Genomic DNA, 20,163 nt, shown 5'->3' on the forward strand with positions numbered 1-20,163 from the left:
GCTTGGCTCAGCGAGACCCTGGGGGCCGGGGCGGGGCCGGGATCCGCGGGCAGGGCGGGCAGGTTCTCGGGGCTGGCCGCAGGGGGGGTGATCTGGGGCTTGAGGTCGCAGACCAGCGGCCGACCGGCCTCCTCGCTCAGGGTGAGGTCTTCCTGGAGATACCCAAAGGGCTCGAGGATATCCAGGATCGGTTTGAGCTTTTTGGGGCGAACCACGGCCCGAGCGGCCGTGGGCCAAAAGACGTAATAGCGCCCAGGATTGGCGGAGATCTGTACCCCAGAGATCAGGTGCTCGCTGCCCTCGAGCCGCCTTAGGGCATTTTTATAGCGATGGAAGGCGGTTCTGGCCTGGGGGGTATGGACCTCGAACCAGTACAGCCGCCCCTCGGGCCCATCCTCACGGCGTACCCGGTAGACGCGCAGAAAGCCCTGGGCAGGGGCTTCCTCGAGGACCGCATACTTATCGTCGAGCACCGTCATCCCTGGCGATTATACCGCCCCTGGCGGGCTGGGGTTTTTACCGGCCCTCCAGCCGGGCGATCAGCCGGGCCAGGGTAGATGCGTTGGGGGGGCGCCGAAAGGGGTTGAAGGGCTGCCCCGTGCCGATCTCCTGGAGCATGGACCAGTAACCGGGTACGGTATAGGCATATAAGTTGACAGGGCCCAGGGTGCGGACTTTTGCCGACCAGCGCTGAAACGCCTGTTGCTGGGCTTGCTGATACGCGCTCCACCACTGCTGCTGGGCCGGGGTGAGAAGGGCCTCGAGGGCAAATCGGGTCTGCTGAGCCATCTCGAGGCTCAGGTGGGGGGGCTCGGCCAGGGAGCGCAGCAGCGGCAGGGCCTGCTGGGCCTGGTCTGGGTTGAGGGCCACCAAGCGATTTTGCTCCATCGCCCACCAGCCGTTCACCAGCCGAACCAGGTCAAACACCGGAGCATACGCCACCCCCCGGCCTGGGTCGGGCTCCGGGGCTTGGCCCCACACCCCCAGCAGCCCCAGCACCCCCACGGCAAAGGCTCGAGGCAGGTTCATCCCCTCCATTATGAAGGGGGTAGATTAGGCCCCGGCGAGTTTCTGCCTCCAGAAGATTAATGAGGGTTCCCGAGCCTAAGGCAGGTTGCGCCGCTCGGCCCAACGGGTGTCATCAATGGGGAAGTAGTGGAGGATCCGGGTGCCCGAGAGGCTTTGCCCCACCACACCCTGCTTGCGCAGCCCCTGGCTGTGCAGGATATTGCGCATCACCGTGCTGGCCGCAGTGCTGAAGAGCGTGAAGCCCTCGTACCAAACGAACTTGGGGATGCTGACCCCAGCACTCTGCACAGCCGCCACCACCGCGCTGTAGGCGGCCTTGGCCTGCTGGGCGGCGCCATCATAGTTCATGGCCTGGTAAGAGGCCAAAGCCCGCCGGGCGGAGGCATCGGCGTTGAGCACCTGCGCCTGGATGCTGTTGCTTTGCCCGCTGTCTGCCGCCACCTTGAGGATGGCGTTGGCCTGGTTCAGATAGGCGGCGACCAGATAGCGGTTCATGCTGTCGCGGTTGAACTGCCCGAACTCGCTGCTGAGATCAATGTAGCTCATGATGCTGTGCGACTCATCCCCGAGCTGGGCATAGTAAAAGGGACCCCCAGCCCCGTAATCCACGTCCTCGCCGGGGTCATAGCCGTCGTGGGGGTGCGAGAGCGCGGTGTGATGGCCCACCTCATGAATGAGGGTGGTGGTAAACCCATACCCCAGGGCCCGGTCGGCCTGGCTGTCAATGGCATAGACCATGCTCTGGGTGCCGGTGGTCCAGTCGTCGTCGGCCAGCCCTAGGAAGGGCTCTGGCACGTTTGGATCAGGGTTGGGCTCGTGATAGGCGAAGACGGGGACCTGATAGTCGGTGCCGGGGGTTTGGTTGGCGCTCAGTACGCCTGGAAGCTGGGCGAAGTTGTAGAGAAATAGATCCCCTCCGGCTTGACTGATCTGTGAGCCAGGGTCGCAGGGATTCTGGGTGGCCACGCAATCGTAGGCCTGCTTGGCCGCAGCGGTGTAGGGAATCGAGCTGATTTTGGTGCTGAAGCGGTTCACCGGCTGCAGGGCGTTCCAGCGCGTGTTCATCAGGCCGCTCTGGATGAAGCTCGAGCCATCCACGGTCGGATCCCCCTGGTATACGCTGACCGTGACCTGGATGTTGCTGGGCATCAGCGGCGGGGTGATCTGCACCCGATAAAGCGGTGAGGGGGTAAACAGCAGGTTGACCGCCACATAGCGGGTAATCTTGGCCAGGTCCCCGGAGAGGTTGTTGAAGGGGCGGTAGGTGGGTTTGAGGCTGCCGTACTCCCAAAATGGGGGGATGCGGTAGTCGGTCACTTGATCTCCGTCCACATCGGCCCGGGTGATGTCCCAGTTATCGCTCCAGCGCTCCGGCCCTGCCGAGAGATCCACGAACCAGACTCGCCCCACCGCGCCTGAGGGGTTCGCGGGGGTTCCTCCCCAGGCGATCATTTTGCGGCTGGCCCGCTCCTGCCCGAAGTTGTAACCGGTGTCCGGGTCGGGGTCGTCGGTTTTGGTGTACACATGGAAGCGGAAATCGGGGCGGCCATACCAGTTGAGGAAGAACACGGTGTACTTGGTCGGGTCTACCCCGATACTGGGGGCGTTCTGCACCAACCATTGCTCCACGCTGGCGGCATCGATCCAGTGGTTGCTGCTGGGGGTGTCGGGGATCTGGAGGGCAGTGTTGGTGGCCGCAGCCGGGCAGGGGAGATCGGTGCTGGGGTCATTGGGGTTGGCCAGGTTCTTCTGGCAGTTATAGGAGCGTTGATAGGTGGTCAGTGGTTTGGGTACGGCGATGCTCGACAGGTAGGCGAACAGCTTGTCGGCAAAGGCGGTATCGGCGAATTTGATCTTGTAGTTGAAGTCGAAGTTGTTGCCGGTGTACTCCTTCAAGCCGTAGAAGTTGGGGTAGCGGTTGAGGGTCTGGTAACTGGTGGGCAGACCGGACTGGAACACTCGAGGGTTGATCTGGTTTTCCCCCCGCCCCTCCTGAAACCCCACAAACACCACATTCACATCCAGCTTCTGATCAATCTCAACCCACCCTCCCGGCTTGAGCACCTGCGGGGTGTTGGGCTGTTGATTGCAGGCCGCCAAGGCAGCCAGTCCGACGATCCAGATCCACTTCCGCATGAACCCCTCCTTGTGCGATGCAGACCTCGAGCGGCACCGCAATCCGGCAATGCTTGTAGGGCCCTGTTTACTATACCCGTCCCCCCAGGCCGATCCGTAAGGCGGCATACAGGAGATTAGGGTTTCTTGATTGGACAATGAGCCCACTATTGCTATCATGAGCCCAGAGCATGGCTTCTCACCTTAATCGAGTGGCGTTCACTTATGACCGCACGCGGTATCATCCGCCCGAGGTGTCGGGGCGCATTGCTACGGCCTTTACCGCACCGGTAGAGAAGCTGTTCCGTGACCCGCTCTTTCTCGAGATCGGTGCGGGTACTGGGCGCATCGCGGTGCCCATCATTGCCCGAGGGTATCGCTACATGGCCCTGGATGCGAACCCGGCGATGCTCGAGGTGCTGCGGCAGAAAGTGGCCGGGGTTTCGCGCAAGGTGCGGCTGCTGGAGGCCGATGCGCGGGAAATTCCGCTGGAGACCAGCAGCTTGCATGCGGTCATCGCGGTGCATTTTTGGCACATGCTGGACGATTGGCAGCGGGTTTTGGCCGAATGCCTACGGGTGCTGCGCCCTGGAGGGTTGTTGCTCGAGGGGTGGGACCAGACCGAGGGCGAAAGCGAGGACTGGAAGATTCAGCAGCGCTGGAGGGATATTCTCGCGGGGTTGGGCTACCCGCTGTCGCGGGGCCGCCACCGGGCCAGGCTGGCCGAGGTGGAGCAGGGGTTGCTGAGGCATGGGCTAGAGCCCAAAACCCGGGGGGTGGTCGAGTGGGTTGAGCTGCGCAGCCCCCGCATGAGCCTCGAGGCCATTGCCGAGCGCATCTATTCCTTCACCTGGGAGGTTCCCGAAGAGGTGTTTCGCCTCTCGGTCGCCGAACTGGCCAACTGGGTTTCCCAAGCCTATGCCGACCCCGACCTTGAATACCCCATCGCCTGGAAGTTTATGCTGCGTACCTCGAGAGCGCTGTAGCGATTGGGGGGAGCGCCATTCCTCCAACCCTGGCCTCAGGCTTTAGGTTCTCCCTTGGGCTCCTCGGGTTTTTTCTCCTCCTCGGCATCCAGGCCCTTGCGAAACTCACGTGCCGACTGGCCCAGTCCCCGGGCCAGCTCGGGCAGCTTTCGGGCCCCAAACAACAACACCACGATGACCAAAATGATGATTAGCTCTGCGGGTCCAAGTCCGAACATAAGGTTCCTCCTGAGGGTTTCTCGAGTATACGCCTCTGACGGGGGGAGACCGTCAGACCTCTCGGTACCGGTCGCGGTGCAGAAGGAGTACCAGCCCCACGCTGGCATAAACCATCAGCAAGCTGCTGCCGCCCTTGGAGACCAGCGGCAGGGTCAGGCCGGTTACCGGGGCCAGGCCCAGGGTCACCGCGATGTTGACCATGGTTTGGAAGGCCAACATCGAGAAAATCCCCGCGATGACCAGGCGATCCTCGAGCCGCACACACTCACCCACCATCCTGCCCATTCGGAAGAAGAGCAGGGCATAGAGCGCCAACAGCACCACCGCCCCAGCAAAGCCCCATTCTTCGGAGAGCACGGCGAAGATGAAATCGGTCTGGCGCTCGGGCACAAAGCCTAACTGGGTCTGGGTGCCTTCGCCGTATCCCTTGCCAAAGAGCCCACCGCTGCCGATCGCGATTGTGGACTGGATTTGTTGAAAGCCCTTGCCCTGAGGGTCTTTGGACAGATCGAAAAGGATGGTAACCCTCTCCCGCTGGTACGCGTTCAGATGGGGCCAGACCACCGTGGGGACAAGGATTGCCGCAGCCACAGTAGCGATGAGGAGGTGCCGGATGGGCATCCCGCGCACGAACAGCATCCCCGCAAATCCCACCGCCAGAACCAGGGTTCCGCCCAGATCGGGCTCGAGGAAGATGAGCCCCAGGATGGGCAGGGCCAGCAGGGTCGGCACCACGTAATCCACCACCCGCTCCAGAGAGCGCCCATTGAGTACGCGGGCCAGGGTGAGCACCAGCCCCAGCTTGGCCAACTCGCTGGGCTGAAAGCTCAAGGCCCCCACCCCTAGCCAAGCCTTGGCCCCATTGACCTCATGCCCGACCACCAACACCACCCCCAGCAGCACAATCGAAAGGACGTACAGCGGATAAGCCCAGGAAAACACCTGGCGGCGTGAGAACAGTTGGATCAGCATGGCCCCTGCAATGGCCAGCACGGTCGCGATGATCTGCTGGACAAAGACCCCCTGGCTAGGGGCGGCGCTGTACAGCGCCATCAACCCAATCAGGTTGATGAGCAAGACCAGGCCGATGGTGGCCCAGTCATAGGCAAAAACCGGGATGCGGCGGGCAATCACCCCACCAGTCTAGCCCCTCCCCCTTAGCAGAGGCTAAGGGTCTCCGGTGGGGGTTAGCGGGACTCCGCTGAGGACAGCCGCCGAAACAGCCACCAGAATCCAAAGCTTTGTAGAACCGGAAATGCCAACAGGGTCAGCGCGCCCGGCCAGAGGGCAAACAGCAGGATGGGAATGAGGGTGGCCACCAGCGGGATCCAAAGCAGCTCCACCCGGCCCCGTTGCCTGAGCATCCGGTAAATGGTGAAGTTGTTGAAAAAGGCAAAGCCCAGCAGCAAAATCCAGGCTATGGCGAAGGTGTTCATGGCTCGAGCTGATTGTACCGTACTTGGCGGGCGGGGCTGCGCGGTGTAGCGTTCCTCGAGCCGAGCGGCTAAGCTTATACCAAGTACAACTTGGAGAACAGCATGCTGAGCGTTCCTGAAAAAATCCTGTTCGTGATTGCCGTGCTGGTCGCGCTGTACTATGGCGGTTGGAGGTTTTATCAGGTTTACCGGGCCATTCGCCGGGGCCAGCCGGAGAACCGTTTCGATCACCTTGCGGCCCGGCTGGGGCGCGGCTTATGGGCTGCCCTCACCCAGCAGACCGTATTCAAGAAGCGACCCTGGGTTTCCTTGCTGCATGCGTTTGTGTTTTACGGCTTCATCTACTACCTGCTGCTGAATGTTCTGGACGTGATTGAGGGGCTCTTCCCGGTGGTGTTGCGGGGGGGGGCTTGGAACGGCATTAACCTGACCGGAGACCTGCTCACCGCTTTGATCCTTCTGGGGATGATCGGTCTGGTGATCCGGCGGCGCAGCCGCTCGGGCCAGCATACCTTTAGCTGGAACCCCAAGACCCCGCTCCATGAAAAGGTGCGCAGCGGTATTCCTCGAGACTCGGCCATTGTGGCCACGTTCATCCTGTTTCACGTGGGTAGCCGCCTGCTGCACCGCTCGGCGCAGTCGGCGGAACTCGGCAACGACCCTTTTCAACCCGTGGCCGGGGCGCTGGGAAGCCTGCTGGCGCCCCTCGATCTGAACACCATCGCGGTTATCGAGCACCTCTTCTGGTGGGGGGCCATCGGCTCGATTCTGGTGTTCCTCCCTTATTTTGCCCACTCCAAGCACATCCACCTGTTTTTGGCCCCGCTCAACCTGGCCTTCAAGAAGGAGAAGCCCGGGGCCTTGCGTCCAATGGATTTCGAGAAGGCCGAGGAAACCGGGTTGGGGGTGGCCAAGCTCGAGGACTTCGCCTGGCCCCGGCTGCTGGATGCCTATTCCTGCATCCAGTGCAACCGCTGCCAGGAGGTATGCCCGGCCTATACCACCGGTAAGGCCCTGTCCCCGGCAGCGATGCTGATCTCGGAGCGCTATGAACTCAACGATCTCCTGCCGGCCTTTGCCTCGGGCCAGCCCAGCCCCAGGCCGCTGATGGAGTTCGCCACCAACGAGGAGAGCATCTGGGCCTGCACCACCTGCAATGCCTGCATTGAGGTTTGCCCGGTGGGCAACGAGCAAATGCTGCACATCATAGATATTCGGCGCGAGCGGGTGATGATGCAGGGGGAGTTCCCCGCCCAGCTTAACAACGCCTTCCGGGGCCTCGAGCGCAACGGCAACCCCTGGAACCTGGGTCAGGATAAGCGGATGGGCTGGGCCGAGGGCCTGCCCTTTGAAGTCCAGACCGTGGAGCAAAACCCCAGCGCGGAGGTGCTCTATTGGGTGGGGTGTGCCCCCAGCTATGACCCCAGGGCCCAGAAAACCGCTCGAGCCTTCGCAGAGCTCCTCAGCGAGTCGGGGGTCTCCTGGGCGGTGCTGGGCAAGCAGGAGAAGTGCACCGGGGATGCCGCCCGGCGGGCGGGCAATGAATACCTCTTCGCCCAGCTGGCCGAGGAAAATGTGGCGGTGCTCAACGCTTGGCAGGGCCAATCCCCCGCAGGGGCCAAGCCCAAAACCATCGTCACCACCTGCCCCCACTGCTTTCACACCCTTGCCAATGAGTACAGGGATTTTGGCGGCACCTATACCGTGAAGCACCACAGCCAATACATCACCGAGCTGCTCGAGGCCCATAAGCTCCAACCCCTGCCGATGAGCCCAGAGGGCCACCCAAGCGTGGTGTACCATGACCCCTGCTACCTGGGGAGGCACAACGGGGTGACCCAGGAGCCCCGTGAGGTGCTGGGGGCAGCCGGACTCAAGCTCCTCGAGCCCAGCCGACACGGCAAGAACAGCTTTTGCTGTGGGGCCGGCGGGGCGCAGTTTTGGAAGGAGGAAGAGCCGGGGACCGAGCGCGTTTCGGCCAACCGCTACCGTGAGCTCAAGGGAACCGGAGCCTCGACCATCGCGGTCGGCTGCCCGTTCTGCATGGCCATGATGAATGTGGAAACGGCCCAGGAGCCCGAAGGAAGCGCTCCGCAGGTGCTGGACCTAGCGGAGCTGGTGCTGCAGGGGATTCGTAAAGGGGACGCGAAGGCGGGTTAGTTTTGGGGCGGATCCAGATGATCCAGCCATCGCTCCAGCTCGTTGCCCAGGCGGCTGGAGGGCTCGAGGTGGCCGCAGTCGGTCTGGTTGCGGTTGGCCCCGCATACCGGGCATAGGCCCTTACAATCCTCCTTGCACAGCACGGTGATGGGCAGCTCTAAGGCGAAGGCCTCGGTGAGCAGGGGTTGGAGATCCAGGTTGGGGTGGCCAAACAGGAAGATCTCCTCGTCGTCTTGCTCGAGCACCTCCAGGCCCTCGACCCCCGGTGCGTAGCGCAGGAGGTTTTGGAAATAGGCCCGGATGGGGGTGGGGGTGGGGGTTAGGCAACGGCGGCATTCCAGGATGGCGTTCCCGGTGATCTCCCCGGACATCCAGAACTCGTACTCGTGCTCGCCGCTGACGCGGGTAACGCTGACCCGCCAGGGGGCTTGGCCCTCGAGGGGGAGGGCTTCGCCCCCCAGGTCCAGGGCTTCCTGAATGGCCCCCTCGGCCTCGGCACTTCCGCCTTCGCGCAGCAGCCGGGCCAGATTGATGTGGATGGGCTGGGATGGGTTCATGGATTCAGCTTACTTTCTGCTTGAAGCCCAGGGGCTGCAAGGCTGTACAAGCCCTCAGTTTGGCCGATCCGGCCCTAGGGCACGGTGCAGGGGAACACCTTTGCGGGGTGTTCCGCTGAGATATGTATAAACTGTTGCATATATGAAGCGGATTGGGATTTTAGGGGTACCGATGGATCTGGGACAGGGGCGGCGTGGGGTGGATATGGGCCCCAGCGCCCTGCGCTATGCCCGGCTGCAGGAGGTTTTGGAGGGTTTGGGGCACTCGGTGCTGGACTATGGCGATGTGGATGTGCCGGTGGTGGAGAGCCTGCGCCCATCGGGGGGTGGGGGCCTGGTATACCTGGAGGCCATTCGCAAAGCCTGCCTCGAGACCATCGAAACCCTGGGCCAGATGAGCCCCGAGACCTTTCCGGTGGTTCTTGGGGGGGATCACTCCATTGCCATGGGCTCGGTGACCGGGGCCAGCCGGGGGGAGCGAGTCGGGGTGATCTGGGTGGACGCCCATGCGGACTTCAATACCCCTCAGACCAGCCCCAGCGGAAACATCCATGGGATGCCCCTGGCCCACCTTTGCGGCCTGGGGGATCCCCGGCTGGCCAACCTCGGTGCCGAAGGCCCTACGGTGCGCTTCGAGGACGTGGCCCTGATCGGGATCCGCAGCCTCGACCCCGGCGAGGTGGCGGTGTTGCGCGAGCACGGGATGAGCGTTTACTCCATGAAGGAAATTGACCGCTTGCGCATCCCTGAGGTGGCGGCAGCGGTGCTCGAGCGCTTCCAGGGCTTCAGCCGGGTTCATGTCTCCTTGGATGCTGATGTGCTAGACCCCGAGGTGGCGCCGGGGGTGGGTACGCCGGTTCCAGGGGGCCTGACCTACCGTGAGGCCCATCTGCTGATGGAGCTCTTTGCGGATGCCGGGATCGTAACCAGCCTGGATTTGGTCGAGGTTAACCCCATCCTCGACCGGGAAAACCGTACCGCCCGGATCATGGTCGAGCTGGCCAGCAGCTTGCTGGGGAAGAAAATCTACTGAAACCCGCCGAGTGTTAGAATCGCCGCTGTGCTGGTGATTCCTGCGGTGGACATTCAGAATGGGCGCGCGGTGCGGCTTTTCGAGGGGGACCCCGAGCGTGAGACGGTGTACTATGAGCGCCCCCTCGAGGCAGCCCTGCACTGGCAACAGCAAGGGGCCCGGTGGTTGCACATCGTTGATCTGGATGCGGCCACCGGGCGGGGTGAGAATCGCGTTCTGCTTGGGGAGATCGGTCGGCGGCTGGAGATCCCCTTGGAGATGGCGGGAGGCGTCCGCAGCCTCGAGGTGGCGCGGGAACTGCTGGGGTTGGGCGCAGCCCGAGTGGTGGTGGGCACTGCGGCGGTGAGGAACCCTAACGCCCTGGATGCGATGCTGGAGGAGCTGGGGCCAGAAAAGGTGGTGGTGAGCCTGGATGCCCGGGGCCTCGAGGTGGTGGTCTCGGGCTGGGCGGAGGCCACCGCAGCGGATGTGCGTCCTCTGGCCGGGGAGATGTGGGCGCGGGGGGTGCGTACCCTGATTTACACCGATGTGCGCCGGGACGGAACCCTAACCGGGTTAGACCTCGCTACTGTGGAGCAGGTACGTCGGGCCTGGCCGGGCTTTTTGATTGCCGGTGGGGGGATCGCGTCCGATGCCGACCTCGAGGGGCTACAGCGCCTGGGGGTTGAGGGGGCCATCGCCGGGAAGGCCCTCTATGAGGGGAAAATTCAGCTCTCCCATTGGGTCGGCGGATGAACCGCCTCCGGTTTGAGGTTAGACTGAGAGTATGGCGATCCTCAACGGACTGGCGTTTCTCATCACCCTGGCGGTGGGGGTGGTGGTCTGGGCCATGTATACCTTTGAGCCAGGTCTCCTGCTGGGTACGCCGTGGGGAAGGGTTCATGTGGCTCTGCTGCTGGCGGGGGCGTTTTTGCTGGGTGGGGCGATGATGGGGATGTATGTGCTGGCGGGTTGGGTCACCTGCCGCACCCGTCTCAGCCGCTATGGGCGTGAGCTGCGCCAAGCCCGGGGGGAGCTGGACCGACTGAAGAAGCAGCAGATCCAAGAGGTTCCGGTAATCCCGGATCGGGCTGAGCCGGGATAGGGGGGTTATGAACTGGCGTTTGCGCCCCTGGCCGCACATCTCGGAGCTGCGGCCCCTGGTGGAGCAGTTGGGAATACCGCCCCTGGCGGCGGCGGCCCTGTGGAACCGGGGGTTCCGCACGCTGGCCGACCTCGAGCCCCCCCTCGAGCTGCTCCGGCTGGAGAACCTCAAGGAAGCCGCACTTCGGGTGTTGCAAGCCCTAGAGCGCGGCCAGCGCATCCGCATCCATGGGGACTATGACGCTGATGGCCTTACCGGAACCGCAATTCTGCTCTCCGGGTTGGGGGCTTTAGGGGCGGAGGTGCACGCGTTTATCCCGCATCGGCTCGAGGAGGGCTACGGGGTGTTGCCCAGCCGGGTTCCGGATCACCTGGAGGCCTGCGAGCTGTTCATTACGGTGGACTGCGGGATTTCCAACCATGCCGAGCTGAGGCTGCTGACCGAACAGGGGGTCTCGGTGATCGTCACCGATCACCACTCGCCCGGCCCCGTCCTGCCACCGGGGATGGTGGTGCACCCCATGCTCTCCCCTCGGCTGGAGGGCCAGCCCCACCCCACCGGTTCGGGGGTGGCGTTTTTGCTGCTGTGGCAGATTCACGAACTGCTGGGCAAGGATCCGCCCCTGGAATATGCCGACCTGGCCGCCATCGGCACGGTAGCCGATCTGGCCCCCCTACAGGGCTTTAATCGGGCCTTGGTCAAGGAGGGCCTGCGCCGCCTGCGCAATTCGGCCCACCTGGGCCTCCGGGTGCTGGCCGCGGAGCACTGCCGCGAGTTTAGCGCCAGCGAGATTGCCTTTCGTATCGCGCCCCGCATCAATGCGGCCAGCCGCTTGGGTCAGGCCGAGGTGGCCCTGCAGCTCCTCACCACCCAGGACATGCTCCAGGCCCGCCCCCTGGCCGAGTTCCTCTCTCAGCTCAATGCCCGGCGGCAGCGCATCGAAGAGGAGATGCTCGAGCGCATCTGGCCTACCCTCGAGCCCAGCGCTCCGGCCCTCGTGATCCACGACCCAGAGGGACACCCAGGGGTGATGGGCATTGTGGCCAGCCGGGTGTTGGAGCGCCACTACAAACCGGTCTTCATCATCGCCGACGGCAAGGGCTCGGTGCGCTCCACGCCTGGCATCAGCGCGGTGGGGGCCTTGCGCTTGGCGGCCCCGCACCTCAAGCGTTTTGGGGGACACGCTGCGGCGGCAGGGTTTGCCATTGAAGAGCGGGAAATTCCTGCTTTTGCGGAGTTGATTCGGAACCATGTGGCGGGGTATCCGGTTCCGGTTCCCGAGATTTTGCTGGATGGGAGGTTGGAGGGGGAGGATCTGGCCGAACTCTATGCCGCGCTGCAGCATCTCGAGCCCTTAGGAGAGGGCAACCCCGAGCCCCTCTTTTACCTGCGGGGTCAGCCCGAGGCCGTCCGGTTGATGGGGGAGGGCCGGCACCTCAGTTTTCGCTTGGGTGGCCTGCGGGTGGTGAAGTGGAAAGATAATGGGGAGCGGCTGCCAGTGGGGCCCATAGACCTGGCGGCGGGCCTGGTGCTTAACGAGTGGCAGGGGGAGCGCAGCCTCGAGCTGCGGGCAGCGGCCTACCGTCCGGCCCAGCAGGAGCAGGAGGGCTGGGTGTGGCCGGTCCCCTTTCGCCAGGCCCTGCGCGAAGCCGTAGCCCAGCGGGCCCCGGTTTACGTCAACCGGGAAGGGGAAGAGTGGTTTCGGGGCCAGGGGGTTGCAGCGGTAGGGCCGGAAGAGGCCGAGTACTGGTTTAGCCTCCCGCCCCAGCCAGTGCGGCGGGAGCGGGTTTGGCTGGCCCTCTCGGAGAAGGCCTTGGCTGGCCTGGAATCGGCATCCAAGGGGTTGCTTGCGGCCCTGGGTAGGCGGGTGGCCCAAGCCTACCGGCAGGGCGAGGCCCTGGCCCTAGGCGAGAGCCTGGAGCGCTACTGGGAGGCGCTGGCGGAATGCGCCTCGGCAGTGGGTTGAGCCAGGGCTTCGAGCTCCTGCTGCAGGTTCTCGCGGGCAGTTGGCTCGAGGCGCGCGAAGGCTTCGGTTTGATAGATGCGCTCGCGAGACAGAAACGTTTGCAATACCTGAGCCCGGCGCTCCCGGAACAGCGCCTCGGGAACCCAAGCGTACTCCTGCCGGATGGCCTGGGCATACGCCCGGTAGGTCTTGGGTTCGGCCCCCAGAATGGCCAGGTCAGCATCCAGAAACAAAGCGGTATCGGGGTCTTCTGACCGATGGTTTTGCGTGGCCAGGATGATCTGGGTAACCTTCTGGATAAGCGCGGGTTCTGCTCCCAGGCGCTCCAGGCTCTCCTGGGCCAGCCCTGCGCTCTGGGCCTCGTTGTCGGCGCGGGTGGGGTCGTAGACGGCATCGTGGAACCAGACCGCAAACTCCAGGTGGGGCTTGGCCGGCAATAGCCCTAGCAGCGTGTCCAGGTGGGCCAGATTGTGATAGAAGCGCTGCGGTTCGGTGTGGCGGATGAGCAGATCGTCGAGCAGGGAGAAATGCGCTGCGGGATCCATCCCGAGCGATTGGAGCAGGGCGTTCCAGCGGCCGATCAGCCGCTTGCGGCCTCCGTGAGGGAGCCTGAAACCCGGCTCCATGGCTACCCCAGCCGCTCGAGGTTTTGCCGGATGCGCTCGAGCTGAGCCCTGTTCTCGGCTAGCCGCTCCCGCTCCGCCTGCACTACCGCCGGGTCGGCCCGCTCGACAAAGCCAGGGTTGGCCAGTTTTTTCTGTCCCTGTTCGACCTGCTTTTCCAGCTCGGCCAGGCGCTTCTTTTGGCGTTCCAGAAAGCTGCTCAGGTCGCCTTCGGGCTGGAGGTAGACGGTGGTGCTGGGGGTCACCTGGGCAATGGCTTTTTCGGGGCTGCCCAGCGAGGCTTCGGCCCGGCCCAGGAAGCGGAACAGGGCCAGGTTTTCCATCACCAGCTGGGCCCCTGGGCCTTCTAGCTGTACCGCTACCTCTTGCTGCGGGGCAATGCCCAACTCGGCCCGCAGGTTGCGGGTGGCGGTGATGGTTTCTTGCAGGGTCTCGAAGGCTTTCTCGGCCTCTGGATCGCGCTCACCTGCGGTGGGCCAGTCCTGCAGGGCCAGTTGCCGGGGGTCGCCGGTCAGGGTTTCGTACAGCTCCGAGGTGATGAAGGGCATGATGGGGTGCAGCAGCTTGAGCAGCGCCGCCAGGGTGGATTCCAGGGTCTGGCGGGTGGCCTGGTTGCCCTCGCGCAGAGCCGGTTTGGCCGCCTCCAGATACCAGTCGCAGAACTCACTCCAGACCAGCTCGTACACCAGCCGGGCGGCCCGGCCCAGATCGAAGGCTTCGTAGGCTTCGGTGATTTCGGCGATACCCCGGTTGAGGCGGGAAATCATCCAGCGGTCGGCCAGGGTGGGCCGGTGGCTTGTGGCCTGTGGTGCGGGGCTGGCCGAGGCACTCTCCGGGCTCTGCTGCATCAGCACGAAGCGGGTGGCGTTGTAGAGCTTGTTGGCAAAGTTGCGACCCTGCTCGTAGCGGCGTTCGTCGTGGCGGATGTCCTGGCCGCCGGTGGCCAGGTAGTCCCAGGCGAAGCGGCAGGCGTCGGCCCCGTATTTGTCGATCAGCTCGAGCGGGTCTATGCCGTTGCCCTTACTCTTGGACATCTTCTGGCCCCTGGCATCCAGGTACAGCCCGTGCAGCACGATGGTATGGAAGGGGGCCTGGCCGGTGAACTGATAGCCTGACATCTGCATCCGGGCCACCCAGAAAAAGATGATGTCGTAGCCGGTCACCAGCACGTCGGTGGGGTAATACTTGCTCAGGTCTGGGGTCTCATCGGGCCAGCCCAGGGTGGAGAAGGGCCACAGCGCCGAGCTGAACCAGGTGTCGAACACGTCCGGGTCGCGCCGCAGGTTCAGGTGGGCGTAGCGGGGGTCCTGGTCGCAGTCTAGGTCGGGGTTCTCCAGGTCGGGCACATACACGTTGCCCGCCTCGTCGTACCAGGCCGGAATCTGGTGGCCCCACCAGAGCTGCCGGGCCACCGCCCAGTCCTTGATGTTCTCGAGCCAGTCGCGGTTGACCTTCTCCCAGCGCTCGGGCACAAAGCGCATCTCGCCCCTGTCCAGGCCCGCCAGCACCTTTTCGGCCACCGGCTTCATGCGCACAAACCACTGCTCCAGCAGCATGGGCTCCACCGGGGCCTTGGTGCGGTCGGAGTAGCCCAGGGCAATGGTGTAGTCCCGGATTTCGCGGATGTGCCCGGCCTCTTCCAGAGCCTGCACCACGGCTTTACGGGCCTGGAAGCGCTCTTTTCCCCGGAAGGCTTCGGGCACCAGCTCTCCCGTCAGGCGGCCTTGCAGGTCAATCACGCTGGGCATCTCCAGGCCGTGGCGCTGCCCGATTTCAAAGTCGGTAGGGTCGTGGGCCGGGGTAATTTTCAGCGCCCCGGTGCCGAAGTCGGTCAAGACCGCTTCATCGGCGATGATGGGAATGTAGCGCTCGGTCAGCGGGATGCGGGCCTTCTGGCCCACGAGGTGCCGGTAGCGCTCATCGGTGGGGTTCACCGCGATGGCCACATCGGCAAAGATGGTCTCGGGGCGCACGGTGGCAATCTGAATCTCGCCCCCCTGTTCCAACGGGTAGGCCAGGGTGTAGAGCTTGCCGGGGGTGGGCTCTACGTTGACCTCGAGGTCGCTCACCACGGTCTGGGCCACCGGGTCCCAGTTCACGATGCGCTTACCCCGGTAGGCCAGGCCCTGGTGGTAGTAGGCCACAAAGCTCCGCCGCACCGCGCGGGAGAGCCCCTCGTCCATGGTGAAGCGCTCGCGGCTCCAGTCGCAGGAGGCCCCGATGCGGCGCAACTGATGAAGGATGGTGCCACCGTTTTTCTCCTTGAAGGCCCAGACCCGCTCCAAGAACTTCTCGCGGCCTAGGTCGTGGCGGGAAAGCCCTTCCTGGGCCAGTTCCTTTTCCACCAGCACCTGGGTGGTGATGCCGGCGTGGTCGGTGCCGGGCAGGTATAGAGCCTCGTAGCCCTGCATGCGCTTGAAGCGGATGATGGTGTCGATGATGGTGTTGTCCAGGGCGTGCCCCAGGTGCAGGTTGCCGGTCACGTTGGGCGGGGGAATCACGATGGTAAAGGGGCCTTTGCCCTTGCCCGCATTGAGTTCGGGCTTGAGGGGGTTGCTGGCCCATTCCTGGCCCCAGCGCGGTTCCACCGTCTGGGGGTCGTAGGTTTTGGGCAGTTCTTTGGACGGGGCAGGGTTCGGCTGGTTGTTGCTCATAGGTGCTCCTCGAGGCGGACTGGAAAGGGCTTGGGTTAAAATTGAAACGCCCGCGCAAACTTTTGTGCACGGACGAGGATTACCCCGCGGTACCACCGCGCTTCCTGGGGACGTTGAGCCTCAACGCACCACAGGCGCTCGAGTTGTGCTGTTACGGGCACCCCCGGCAGGCTCTACGCTCCAGGAGGGAGTTTCTTCCTGCGGGCTCGCGGGCGACGTTCGGTTTTCCTGTTCCCTGAGCGCCCTCTCAGCCGGTGGAGCGCCCTCTCTGGTGGGCCTGGAAAGCCTACTCTTCCCGGTCAAAGCCCGGAAATAGTATACAACAGGCCGGCTTTACCGGGAGCAGCCCAGGTTTTTGATCGGTCCGGGCTGGACGGCCTGATACCCCATCTGACCGGCCTCGGCCTCGCCGCTCATCCGCACCAGAAGGGCCCTGCTGAGGTCTGGCTCGAGGCTGCGGCTGTGTAGGGTGAGCCATCCGCCCGCTGTGACTGGGGCGACATCGGCCACGCGGGGCTCGAGCGCGGGCTGAATTGCTCCATCCGGCCCAATCCCCACCTCGGGCCGGGCCTGGGGGAGCAGCAGGGCGTACACTGTGCCGGGGGGATCCCCCACCCTAAGCCGATAGGCGCAGGGGCCTCGGCTGCGAAACAGACTGGGCCCTGCTTGTACCCCCAGCACGCTCCGGCGGGCCAGGTAGGCATAAACCGAGTATGGGTCTACCGGCCCGCGCAGGCGCAGGGTTATCCCGCCCACCTGCAGTACCGGATGGTCCCAGCCCGAAAGCCGGAAGGATAGCCCCGCCTGGGCCGCGCTTCGCACCAGGTCGTCGAAGGGCAGGTACTCCCGATCGTTTTGCAGCACCACCCGGGCAAACAGCGACCCTGAGGGCAGGGGAAGCTCAACCAGATCTACGCTCCAGATGCGGATCCGCCCGATCTGCACCCCCTGCTGCTCCAGCTCGGCGCTCACCGCCTCGAGCCCCACCAAGGTGGGCAGGGCGGTGCCGGGAGCGTCCAACTGCCAAGGTATCGCGCCCACAGCCGGCAGTGCCTTGGGCCAGAGCAGGGCGAGGCTCAGCAGCAAACCCAGGAGGCCCAGGGGTGGCCACAGCCGAGGCAGCAGGTAGACCCCGCGCATCCCCGCCCCTACGGCCTCCGGGCTCCCCAGTTCGGCTAAGGCCTGGAGGGCAGCCTGCTCGGGGGAGAGCCCGCTCAGGCACAGCTCGTCTACCCGCAGGTGGAAATGCCCTTCCAGCTCAGCCCGCACCAGCCGCCGCTCCTTGCCCCATAAGCCCCGGGTGGCGCGGCGCAGGTAGGCCTCGAGCGAGGGATGGGGGGGCATAGGTGAAGTGTACCGCTGCTGACCTAGGGGATGGGCCGGATGCCGCGTTAGCCTTTCTGGCAGGCCCTGGCTAGGGTTTCCCCGCCGCTGGGCACCACCACCTGATACACCGCGTTGCCATCCAAAATCTGGCCGCTCAGGCGGATCAGGAGCAGGGTATCGGGGTCTTTGGCCTGCTGCCAGGCCTCGAGGCTGGGGGCGTACTGCGCGGTGGCCTGGGGCAGCCGGAGCCGCAGCCGCCCCTGTTCCACCGCAGCGAGGTCAAAGGCCGAGGGCTGGGGAAAACCGCCGGGAATACGGTCGTAGGGAGCCTTGAGGTTGACCTCGGCCCAGCGCCGGCTGGCCACGGCGTAGACCGTACCGTCGGGGTCGCTCGAGGCCAGTTGATGGACACAAGAACGGGTTAGGGGGTTATCGTCGAGCAGCTTGGACAGATAGGGTGGGGCGTCGCCCCGGTCCAGCAGGGCTTTGCGCACCAGGTACATATAGCCCAGATAGGGATTTACCGGGTTTCTTGGGCTGCCCAGCTTGAAGCGGGTGGCCCCAATGGTGAGGGTGGGGGTGCTCCAGCCCTCGACCTTTACCGGGAGGTTCACCCCCAGGTCGAGCTGGGCCAAGTTGACCAGGATGTCGTCAAAGACCGCATAGGAAGCGTTGTTTTGCTCCACCACCCGGACATAGAGGGAATTGCGGGTGGCGGGAAAGCTCAGCTCGAGCACGTTGCGGCCCAGCACCAGCATCTCCTTGAGCTTTACCCCTTTGGGCCCCAGCAACCGCTCTAGGGGCTCCAGGGGCAGAAGGCTGGGCTGAACCACCCCGCCCACCCTCCAGGGTACCGCGGCCACCTCAGGGGCCTCTGGCTGGGCCAGGCCAAAGGAGCAGATGCCAACCAGAAGGGCCCATAAAGGCTTGTTCATCGCTGCCTCCTAAACCGGCCGGGTGAGGGCTTCCACCGCCCGGGTGAACTCCTCAAACTCCTGCCGCTTGCGCTCCAGTACTTTGCGCCCGGCCTCGGTGATGCGGTAAAAGCGCACCGGTGACCCTCCCCGGGGCAGGTAGGCGAACTCGGCCTCCAGGAGCTTGGCCTGGGTAAGCCGATGCAGGGCCGGGTAGAGCGAGCCCTCCTTGAAGTTGAAGTAGCCGCCGGTGCGCTGCGCGGCCTCTTTGACGATCTCGAGGCCGTACTTGGGCTCGTCCTGGAGGAGGGTCAGCAGGATGAGCTCGAGATTGCCCTTGAGCAGATTGGCCTGGGGGTTGGAGTGGGGGGAAGGGTTCATAAGCGCTTGTTATTATAGATAAGCTATAGCGCTCATCTATGTCAAGAGCCGAGGAGATGGGTCATGAGTTGCAATAAAAAAACCTGCGTGCGGTTATATTAGGGGCGATGAAGGACTACTACGCCATCCTGGGGGTGAGCCGAGAAGCCAGCCCGGACGAGCTGAAAAAAGCCTACCGTAAGCTGGCCCTGCAATACCACCCGGATAAAAACCCTGGGGATAAGGCTGCGGAAGAACACTTCAAGGAGATCAACGAGGCCTATGCTACCCTGAGCGATCCCGAGAAGCGGGCCTACTATGACCGCTATGGAACGGCCTCGCCAGGCGGTTTTCCCGGCGGGGCCGGGCAGGGGTTCGGCGATCTCTTTGACCTATTTGAGCAGGTGTTTGGGATGCGCACCCCAGGGGGGGGCGCCCGGGCCCCGCGGGGGGAAGACCTCGAGGCCAGCGTGGAGCTCGAGCTGAGCGAGGTGCTCCATGGGGCTGAGAAAGAGGTGGTGTACGAGCGCTGGGTGAATTGCGAGACCTGCGGTGGGCAGGGGGGCAAGCGCGAGCGCTGCAAGGCCTGTGGGGGCCGTGGCACCGTGGAGCAGGTGCAGCGCACTTTCTTCGGTAATATGGTGGCCCAAGCCCCCTGCGCGGCCTGTCGGGGCCGGGGATATACCCTGATAGAGACCTGTGAAACCTGCAAGGGCAGTGGGCGGGTGCGCCGCGAGGAGCACCTCAAAATCCAGATGCCCGCGGGGATTGATGAAAACCAGCTTTTGCGGGTTTCGGGGATGGGCAATTGGGGACCGGGGGGGGCGGGAGACCTGTTTGTGCGCCCGGTGCTGCGCCCCCATCCACACCTGCAGCGCGAAGGCCCCAACCTGATTTACTCCCTCGAGCTGGGGTTGGCCCAGGCGGCCCTGGGCCTCAATACCCGGATCCCGGGCCTTGAAGGCGATATAGAGCTGCATGTTCCGCCGGGGACTCGCGACGGCGAGGTGTTCGAGCTGGACAACAAGGGGTTGCCCTACCCTGGGGGACGGGGGCGGGGCAAACTGCAGGTGGTGACGAACATCAAGGTGCCGACCCACCTCTCGAGCCGGGCTCGAGACCTGCTGCGCCAGTACGCCGAGGAGGTGGGCGAGGAGGTTGCCCCGGACGGCTTCTGGGACAAGGTCAAGCGGGTATTTAGGGGCTGAGTTCTTGAGGCCCCTTCTGGCTGGACACCTCTGGCTTGGGGGTGCTAATGTTAAGCCATCTGGGAGGAATCTGAGCTGGCCCTTGTTGCGCCCTTTCGGGAGGTCGTAGGCCGAGGCAGTTAAAGCAGCTCAGTCCCGGATCAGGGTAGCCCCTGGAACGAGGAGCGGTATGCAAAGAGGTAAGGTGAAGTGGTTCAATGCCGAGAAGGGTTATGGTTTTATCGAGCGGGAAGGGGATGCCGACGTATTCGTTCACTACAGCGCCATTCAGTCGCGCGGTTTTCGCTCGCTCAATGAAGGGGATGTGGTGGAGTTTGAGGTAGAGCCCGGTAAGAACGGCAAAGGCCCTCAGGCCGCCAATGTCAGCGTGGTTGAGCCTGCCCAGCGCATGTAGGCTTTCCCAAGCCAGTCTGGCCCCCAAGGGTGGGGGCTTTTTTGTGCCTCCTATGGGGAAGGGCGCTGAATGGTCAAGCTAGCACACCCTCCTCATTTA

Annotated in this window: 19 protein-coding genes and 1 pseudogene; 8 read left to right on the plus strand and 12 right to left on the minus strand. The window is 64.1% G+C overall.

Annotated features, from left to right (window positions below):
• From Mgrana_RS05305 to Mgrana_RS05315, 3 genes and pseudogenes are all read right to left on the minus strand, one after another.
• A pseudogene (locus tag Mgrana_RS05305) lies at positions 1 to 479 on the minus strand (PASTA domain-containing protein); the annotation flags it as partial.
• A gap of 37 nt (positions 480 to 516) precedes the next feature.
• Entirely contained in the window at positions 517 to 1,029 is a 513-nt protein-coding gene (locus Mgrana_RS05310; protein WP_119356568.1) for a hypothetical protein, read from the minus strand.
• 75 nt (positions 1,030 to 1,104) lie between these two features.
• A complete protein-coding gene (locus Mgrana_RS05315; RefSeq protein ID WP_119356569.1) occupies positions 1,105 to 3,165 on the minus strand; it encodes a zinc metalloprotease in 2,061 nt (686 codons plus the stop codon).
• A 170-nt stretch (positions 3,166 to 3,335) separates the two neighbouring features.
• Between Mgrana_RS05315 and Mgrana_RS05320 the strand changes: the two genes are divergently transcribed.
• On the plus strand, positions 3,336 to 4,130 hold the full coding sequence (locus Mgrana_RS05320; RefSeq protein WP_119356570.1) for a class I SAM-dependent methyltransferase: 795 nt from the start codon (positions 3,336 to 3,338) through the stop codon (positions 4,128 to 4,130).
• 35 nt (positions 4,131 to 4,165) lie between these two features.
• On the opposite strand, the gene Mgrana_RS05325 is transcribed toward Mgrana_RS05320, so the two are convergent.
• From Mgrana_RS05325 to Mgrana_RS05335, 3 genes are read right to left on the minus strand one after another with little or no spacing between them, the layout of a single operon-like run.
• The gene (locus Mgrana_RS05325; RefSeq protein ID WP_119356571.1) at positions 4,166 to 4,348 is read right to left on the minus strand and encodes a Sec-independent protein translocase subunit TatA/TatB; all 183 of its coding nucleotides are present in this window, start codon (positions 4,346 to 4,348) and stop codon (positions 4,166 to 4,168) included.
• Positions 4,349 to 4,400: 52 nt separating this feature from the next.
• Positions 4,401 to 5,483, minus strand: coding sequence for a rod shape-determining protein RodA (gene rodA / locus Mgrana_RS05330; protein WP_119356572.1), 1,083 nt, complete (start codon positions 5,481 to 5,483; stop codon positions 4,401 to 4,403).
• Positions 5,484 to 5,536: 53 nt separating this feature from the next.
• The gene (locus Mgrana_RS05335) at positions 5,537 to 5,785 is read right to left on the minus strand and encodes a hypothetical protein (RefSeq protein WP_119356573.1); all 249 of its coding nucleotides are present in this window, start codon (positions 5,783 to 5,785) and stop codon (positions 5,537 to 5,539) included.
• Positions 5,786 to 5,887: 102 nt separating this feature from the next.
• On the opposite strand from Mgrana_RS05335, the gene Mgrana_RS05340 reads away from it, so the two are divergent.
• Positions 5,888 to 7,945 (plus strand): (Fe-S)-binding protein, encoded by a 2,058-nt coding sequence (locus tag Mgrana_RS05340; RefSeq protein ID WP_119356574.1) that lies wholly within the window; start codon positions 5,888 to 5,890, stop codon positions 7,943 to 7,945.
• Here the strand turns inward: Mgrana_RS05340 and Mgrana_RS05345 are convergent.
• Positions 7,942 to 8,502, minus strand: coding sequence for a YceD family protein (locus Mgrana_RS05345; protein WP_119356575.1), 561 nt, complete (start codon positions 8,500 to 8,502; stop codon positions 7,942 to 7,944). The genes Mgrana_RS05340 and Mgrana_RS05345 overlap by 4 nt on opposite strands.
• Before the next feature lie 142 nt (positions 8,503 to 8,644).
• On the opposite strand from Mgrana_RS05345, the gene rocF reads away from it, so the two are divergent.
• The 4 genes from rocF to Mgrana_RS05365 are packed head-to-tail and all read left to right on the plus strand — an operon-like array spanning position 8,645 to position 12,585.
• Complete coding sequence (rocF, locus tag Mgrana_RS05350; RefSeq protein WP_119356576.1) at positions 8,645 to 9,535, plus strand: arginase; 891 nt, start codon at positions 8,645 to 8,647, stop codon at positions 9,533 to 9,535.
• Positions 9,536 to 9,562: 27 nt separating this feature from the next.
• Complete coding sequence (gene hisA / locus Mgrana_RS05355; RefSeq protein ID WP_119356577.1) at positions 9,563 to 10,270, plus strand: 1-(5-phosphoribosyl)-5-[(5-phosphoribosylamino)methylideneamino]imidazole-4-carboxamide isomerase; 708 nt, start codon at positions 9,563 to 9,565, stop codon at positions 10,268 to 10,270.
• 31 nt (positions 10,271 to 10,301) lie between these two features.
• Positions 10,302 to 10,619, plus strand: a complete 318-nt coding sequence (locus tag Mgrana_RS05360) for a LapA family protein (RefSeq protein ID WP_119356578.1) — start codon at positions 10,302 to 10,304, stop codon at positions 10,617 to 10,619.
• A 7-nt stretch (positions 10,620 to 10,626) separates the two neighbouring features.
• On the plus strand, positions 10,627 to 12,585 hold the full coding sequence (locus Mgrana_RS05365) for a single-stranded-DNA-specific exonuclease RecJ (protein WP_119356579.1): 1,959 nt from the start codon (positions 10,627 to 10,629) through the stop codon (positions 12,583 to 12,585).
• Here Mgrana_RS05365 and Mgrana_RS05370 read toward each other — a convergent pair.
• From Mgrana_RS05370 to Mgrana_RS05390, 5 genes are all read right to left on the minus strand, one after another.
• Positions 12,543 to 13,211 (minus strand): HD domain-containing protein, encoded by a 669-nt coding sequence (locus tag Mgrana_RS05370; protein WP_119356580.1) that lies wholly within the window; start codon positions 13,209 to 13,211, stop codon positions 12,543 to 12,545. The two genes, Mgrana_RS05365 and Mgrana_RS05370, sit on opposite strands and share 43 nt — an antisense overlap.
• Before the next feature lie 2 nt (positions 13,212 to 13,213).
• Positions 13,214 to 15,862, minus strand: coding sequence for a valine--tRNA ligase (locus Mgrana_RS05375; protein ID WP_119356581.1), 2,649 nt, complete (start codon positions 15,860 to 15,862; stop codon positions 13,214 to 13,216).
• Positions 15,863 to 16,195: 333 nt separating this feature from the next.
• Positions 16,196 to 17,206, minus strand: coding sequence for a permease prefix domain 1-containing protein (locus tag Mgrana_RS05380; RefSeq protein ID WP_119356582.1), 1,011 nt, complete (start codon positions 17,204 to 17,206; stop codon positions 16,196 to 16,198).
• 47 nt (positions 17,207 to 17,253) lie between these two features.
• The gene (locus Mgrana_RS05385; protein ID WP_240631262.1) at positions 17,254 to 18,123 is read right to left on the minus strand and encodes a hypothetical protein; all 870 of its coding nucleotides are present in this window, start codon (positions 18,121 to 18,123) and stop codon (positions 17,254 to 17,256) included.
• Positions 18,124 to 18,132: 9 nt separating this feature from the next.
• On the minus strand, positions 18,133 to 18,483 hold the full coding sequence (locus tag Mgrana_RS05390) for a PadR family transcriptional regulator (RefSeq protein WP_119356583.1): 351 nt from the start codon (positions 18,481 to 18,483) through the stop codon (positions 18,133 to 18,135).
• Between the two features lie 107 nt (positions 18,484 to 18,590).
• On the opposite strand from Mgrana_RS05390, the gene dnaJ reads away from it, so the two are divergent.
• Both dnaJ and Mgrana_RS05400 read left to right on the plus strand, forming a co-directional pair.
• Entirely contained in the window at positions 18,591 to 19,670 is a 1,080-nt protein-coding gene (dnaJ, locus tag Mgrana_RS05395; protein ID WP_119356584.1) for a molecular chaperone DnaJ, read from the plus strand.
• Positions 19,671 to 19,839: 169 nt separating this feature from the next.
• Positions 19,840 to 20,064, plus strand: a complete 225-nt coding sequence (locus tag Mgrana_RS05400) for a cold-shock protein (RefSeq protein WP_119356585.1) — start codon at positions 19,840 to 19,842, stop codon at positions 20,062 to 20,064.
• The last annotated feature ends 99 nt before the right edge of the window (positions 20,065 to 20,163 follow it).

The organism is Meiothermus granaticius NBRC 107808 (genome assembly GCF_003574355.1).
GTDB classification, from domain to species: Bacteria; Deinococcota; Deinococci; order Deinococcales; family Thermaceae; genus Meiothermus; species Meiothermus granaticius.

Bases quoted from the DNA above. Each gene is read 5' to 3' on its own strand.
- Mgrana_RS05310 (WP_119356568.1), bottom strand. From the start codon at position 1,029: ATGAACCTGCCTCGAGCCTTTGCCGTGGGGGTGCTGGGGCTGCTGGGG.
- Mgrana_RS05315 (WP_119356569.1), bottom strand. From the start codon at position 3,165: ATGCGGAAGTGGATCTGGATCGTCGGACTGGCTGCCTTGGCGGCCTGC.
- Mgrana_RS05320 (WP_119356570.1), top strand. From the start codon at position 3,336: ATGGCTTCTCACCTTAATCGAGTGGCGTTCACTTATGACCGCACGCGG.
- Mgrana_RS05325 (WP_119356571.1), bottom strand. From the start codon at position 4,348: ATGTTCGGACTTGGACCCGCAGAGCTAATCATCATTTTGGTCATCGTG.
- Mgrana_RS05335 (WP_119356573.1), bottom strand. From the start codon at position 5,785: ATGAACACCTTCGCCATAGCCTGGATTTTGCTGCTGGGCTTTGCCTTT.
- Mgrana_RS05340 (WP_119356574.1), top strand. From the start codon at position 5,888: ATGCTGAGCGTTCCTGAAAAAATCCTGTTCGTGATTGCCGTGCTGGTC.
- Mgrana_RS05345 (WP_119356575.1), bottom strand. From the start codon at position 8,502: ATGAACCCATCCCAGCCCATCCACATCAATCTGGCCCGGCTGCTGCGC.
- rocF (WP_119356576.1), top strand. From the start codon at position 8,645: ATGAAGCGGATTGGGATTTTAGGGGTACCGATGGATCTGGGACAGGGG.
- Mgrana_RS05360 (WP_119356578.1), top strand. From the start codon at position 10,302: ATGGCGATCCTCAACGGACTGGCGTTTCTCATCACCCTGGCGGTGGGG.
- Mgrana_RS05365 (WP_119356579.1), top strand. From the start codon at position 10,627: ATGAACTGGCGTTTGCGCCCCTGGCCGCACATCTCGGAGCTGCGGCCC.
- Mgrana_RS05370 (WP_119356580.1), bottom strand. From the start codon at position 13,211: ATGGAGCCGGGTTTCAGGCTCCCTCACGGAGGCCGCAAGCGGCTGATC.
- Mgrana_RS05375 (WP_119356581.1), bottom strand. From the start codon at position 15,862: ATGAGCAACAACCAGCCGAACCCTGCCCCGTCCAAAGAACTGCCCAAA.
- Mgrana_RS05380 (WP_119356582.1), bottom strand. From the start codon at position 17,206: ATGCCCCCCCATCCCTCGCTCGAGGCCTACCTGCGCCGCGCCACCCGG.
- Mgrana_RS05385 (WP_240631262.1), bottom strand. From the start codon at position 18,123: ATGAACAAGCCTTTATGGGCCCTTCTGGTTGGCATCTGCTCCTTTGGC.
- Mgrana_RS05390 (WP_119356583.1), bottom strand. From the start codon at position 18,483: ATGAACCCTTCCCCCCACTCCAACCCCCAGGCCAATCTGCTCAAGGGC.
- dnaJ (WP_119356584.1), top strand. From the start codon at position 18,591: ATGAAGGACTACTACGCCATCCTGGGGGTGAGCCGAGAAGCCAGCCCG.
- Mgrana_RS05400 (WP_119356585.1), top strand. From the start codon at position 19,840: ATGCAAAGAGGTAAGGTGAAGTGGTTCAATGCCGAGAAGGGTTATGGT.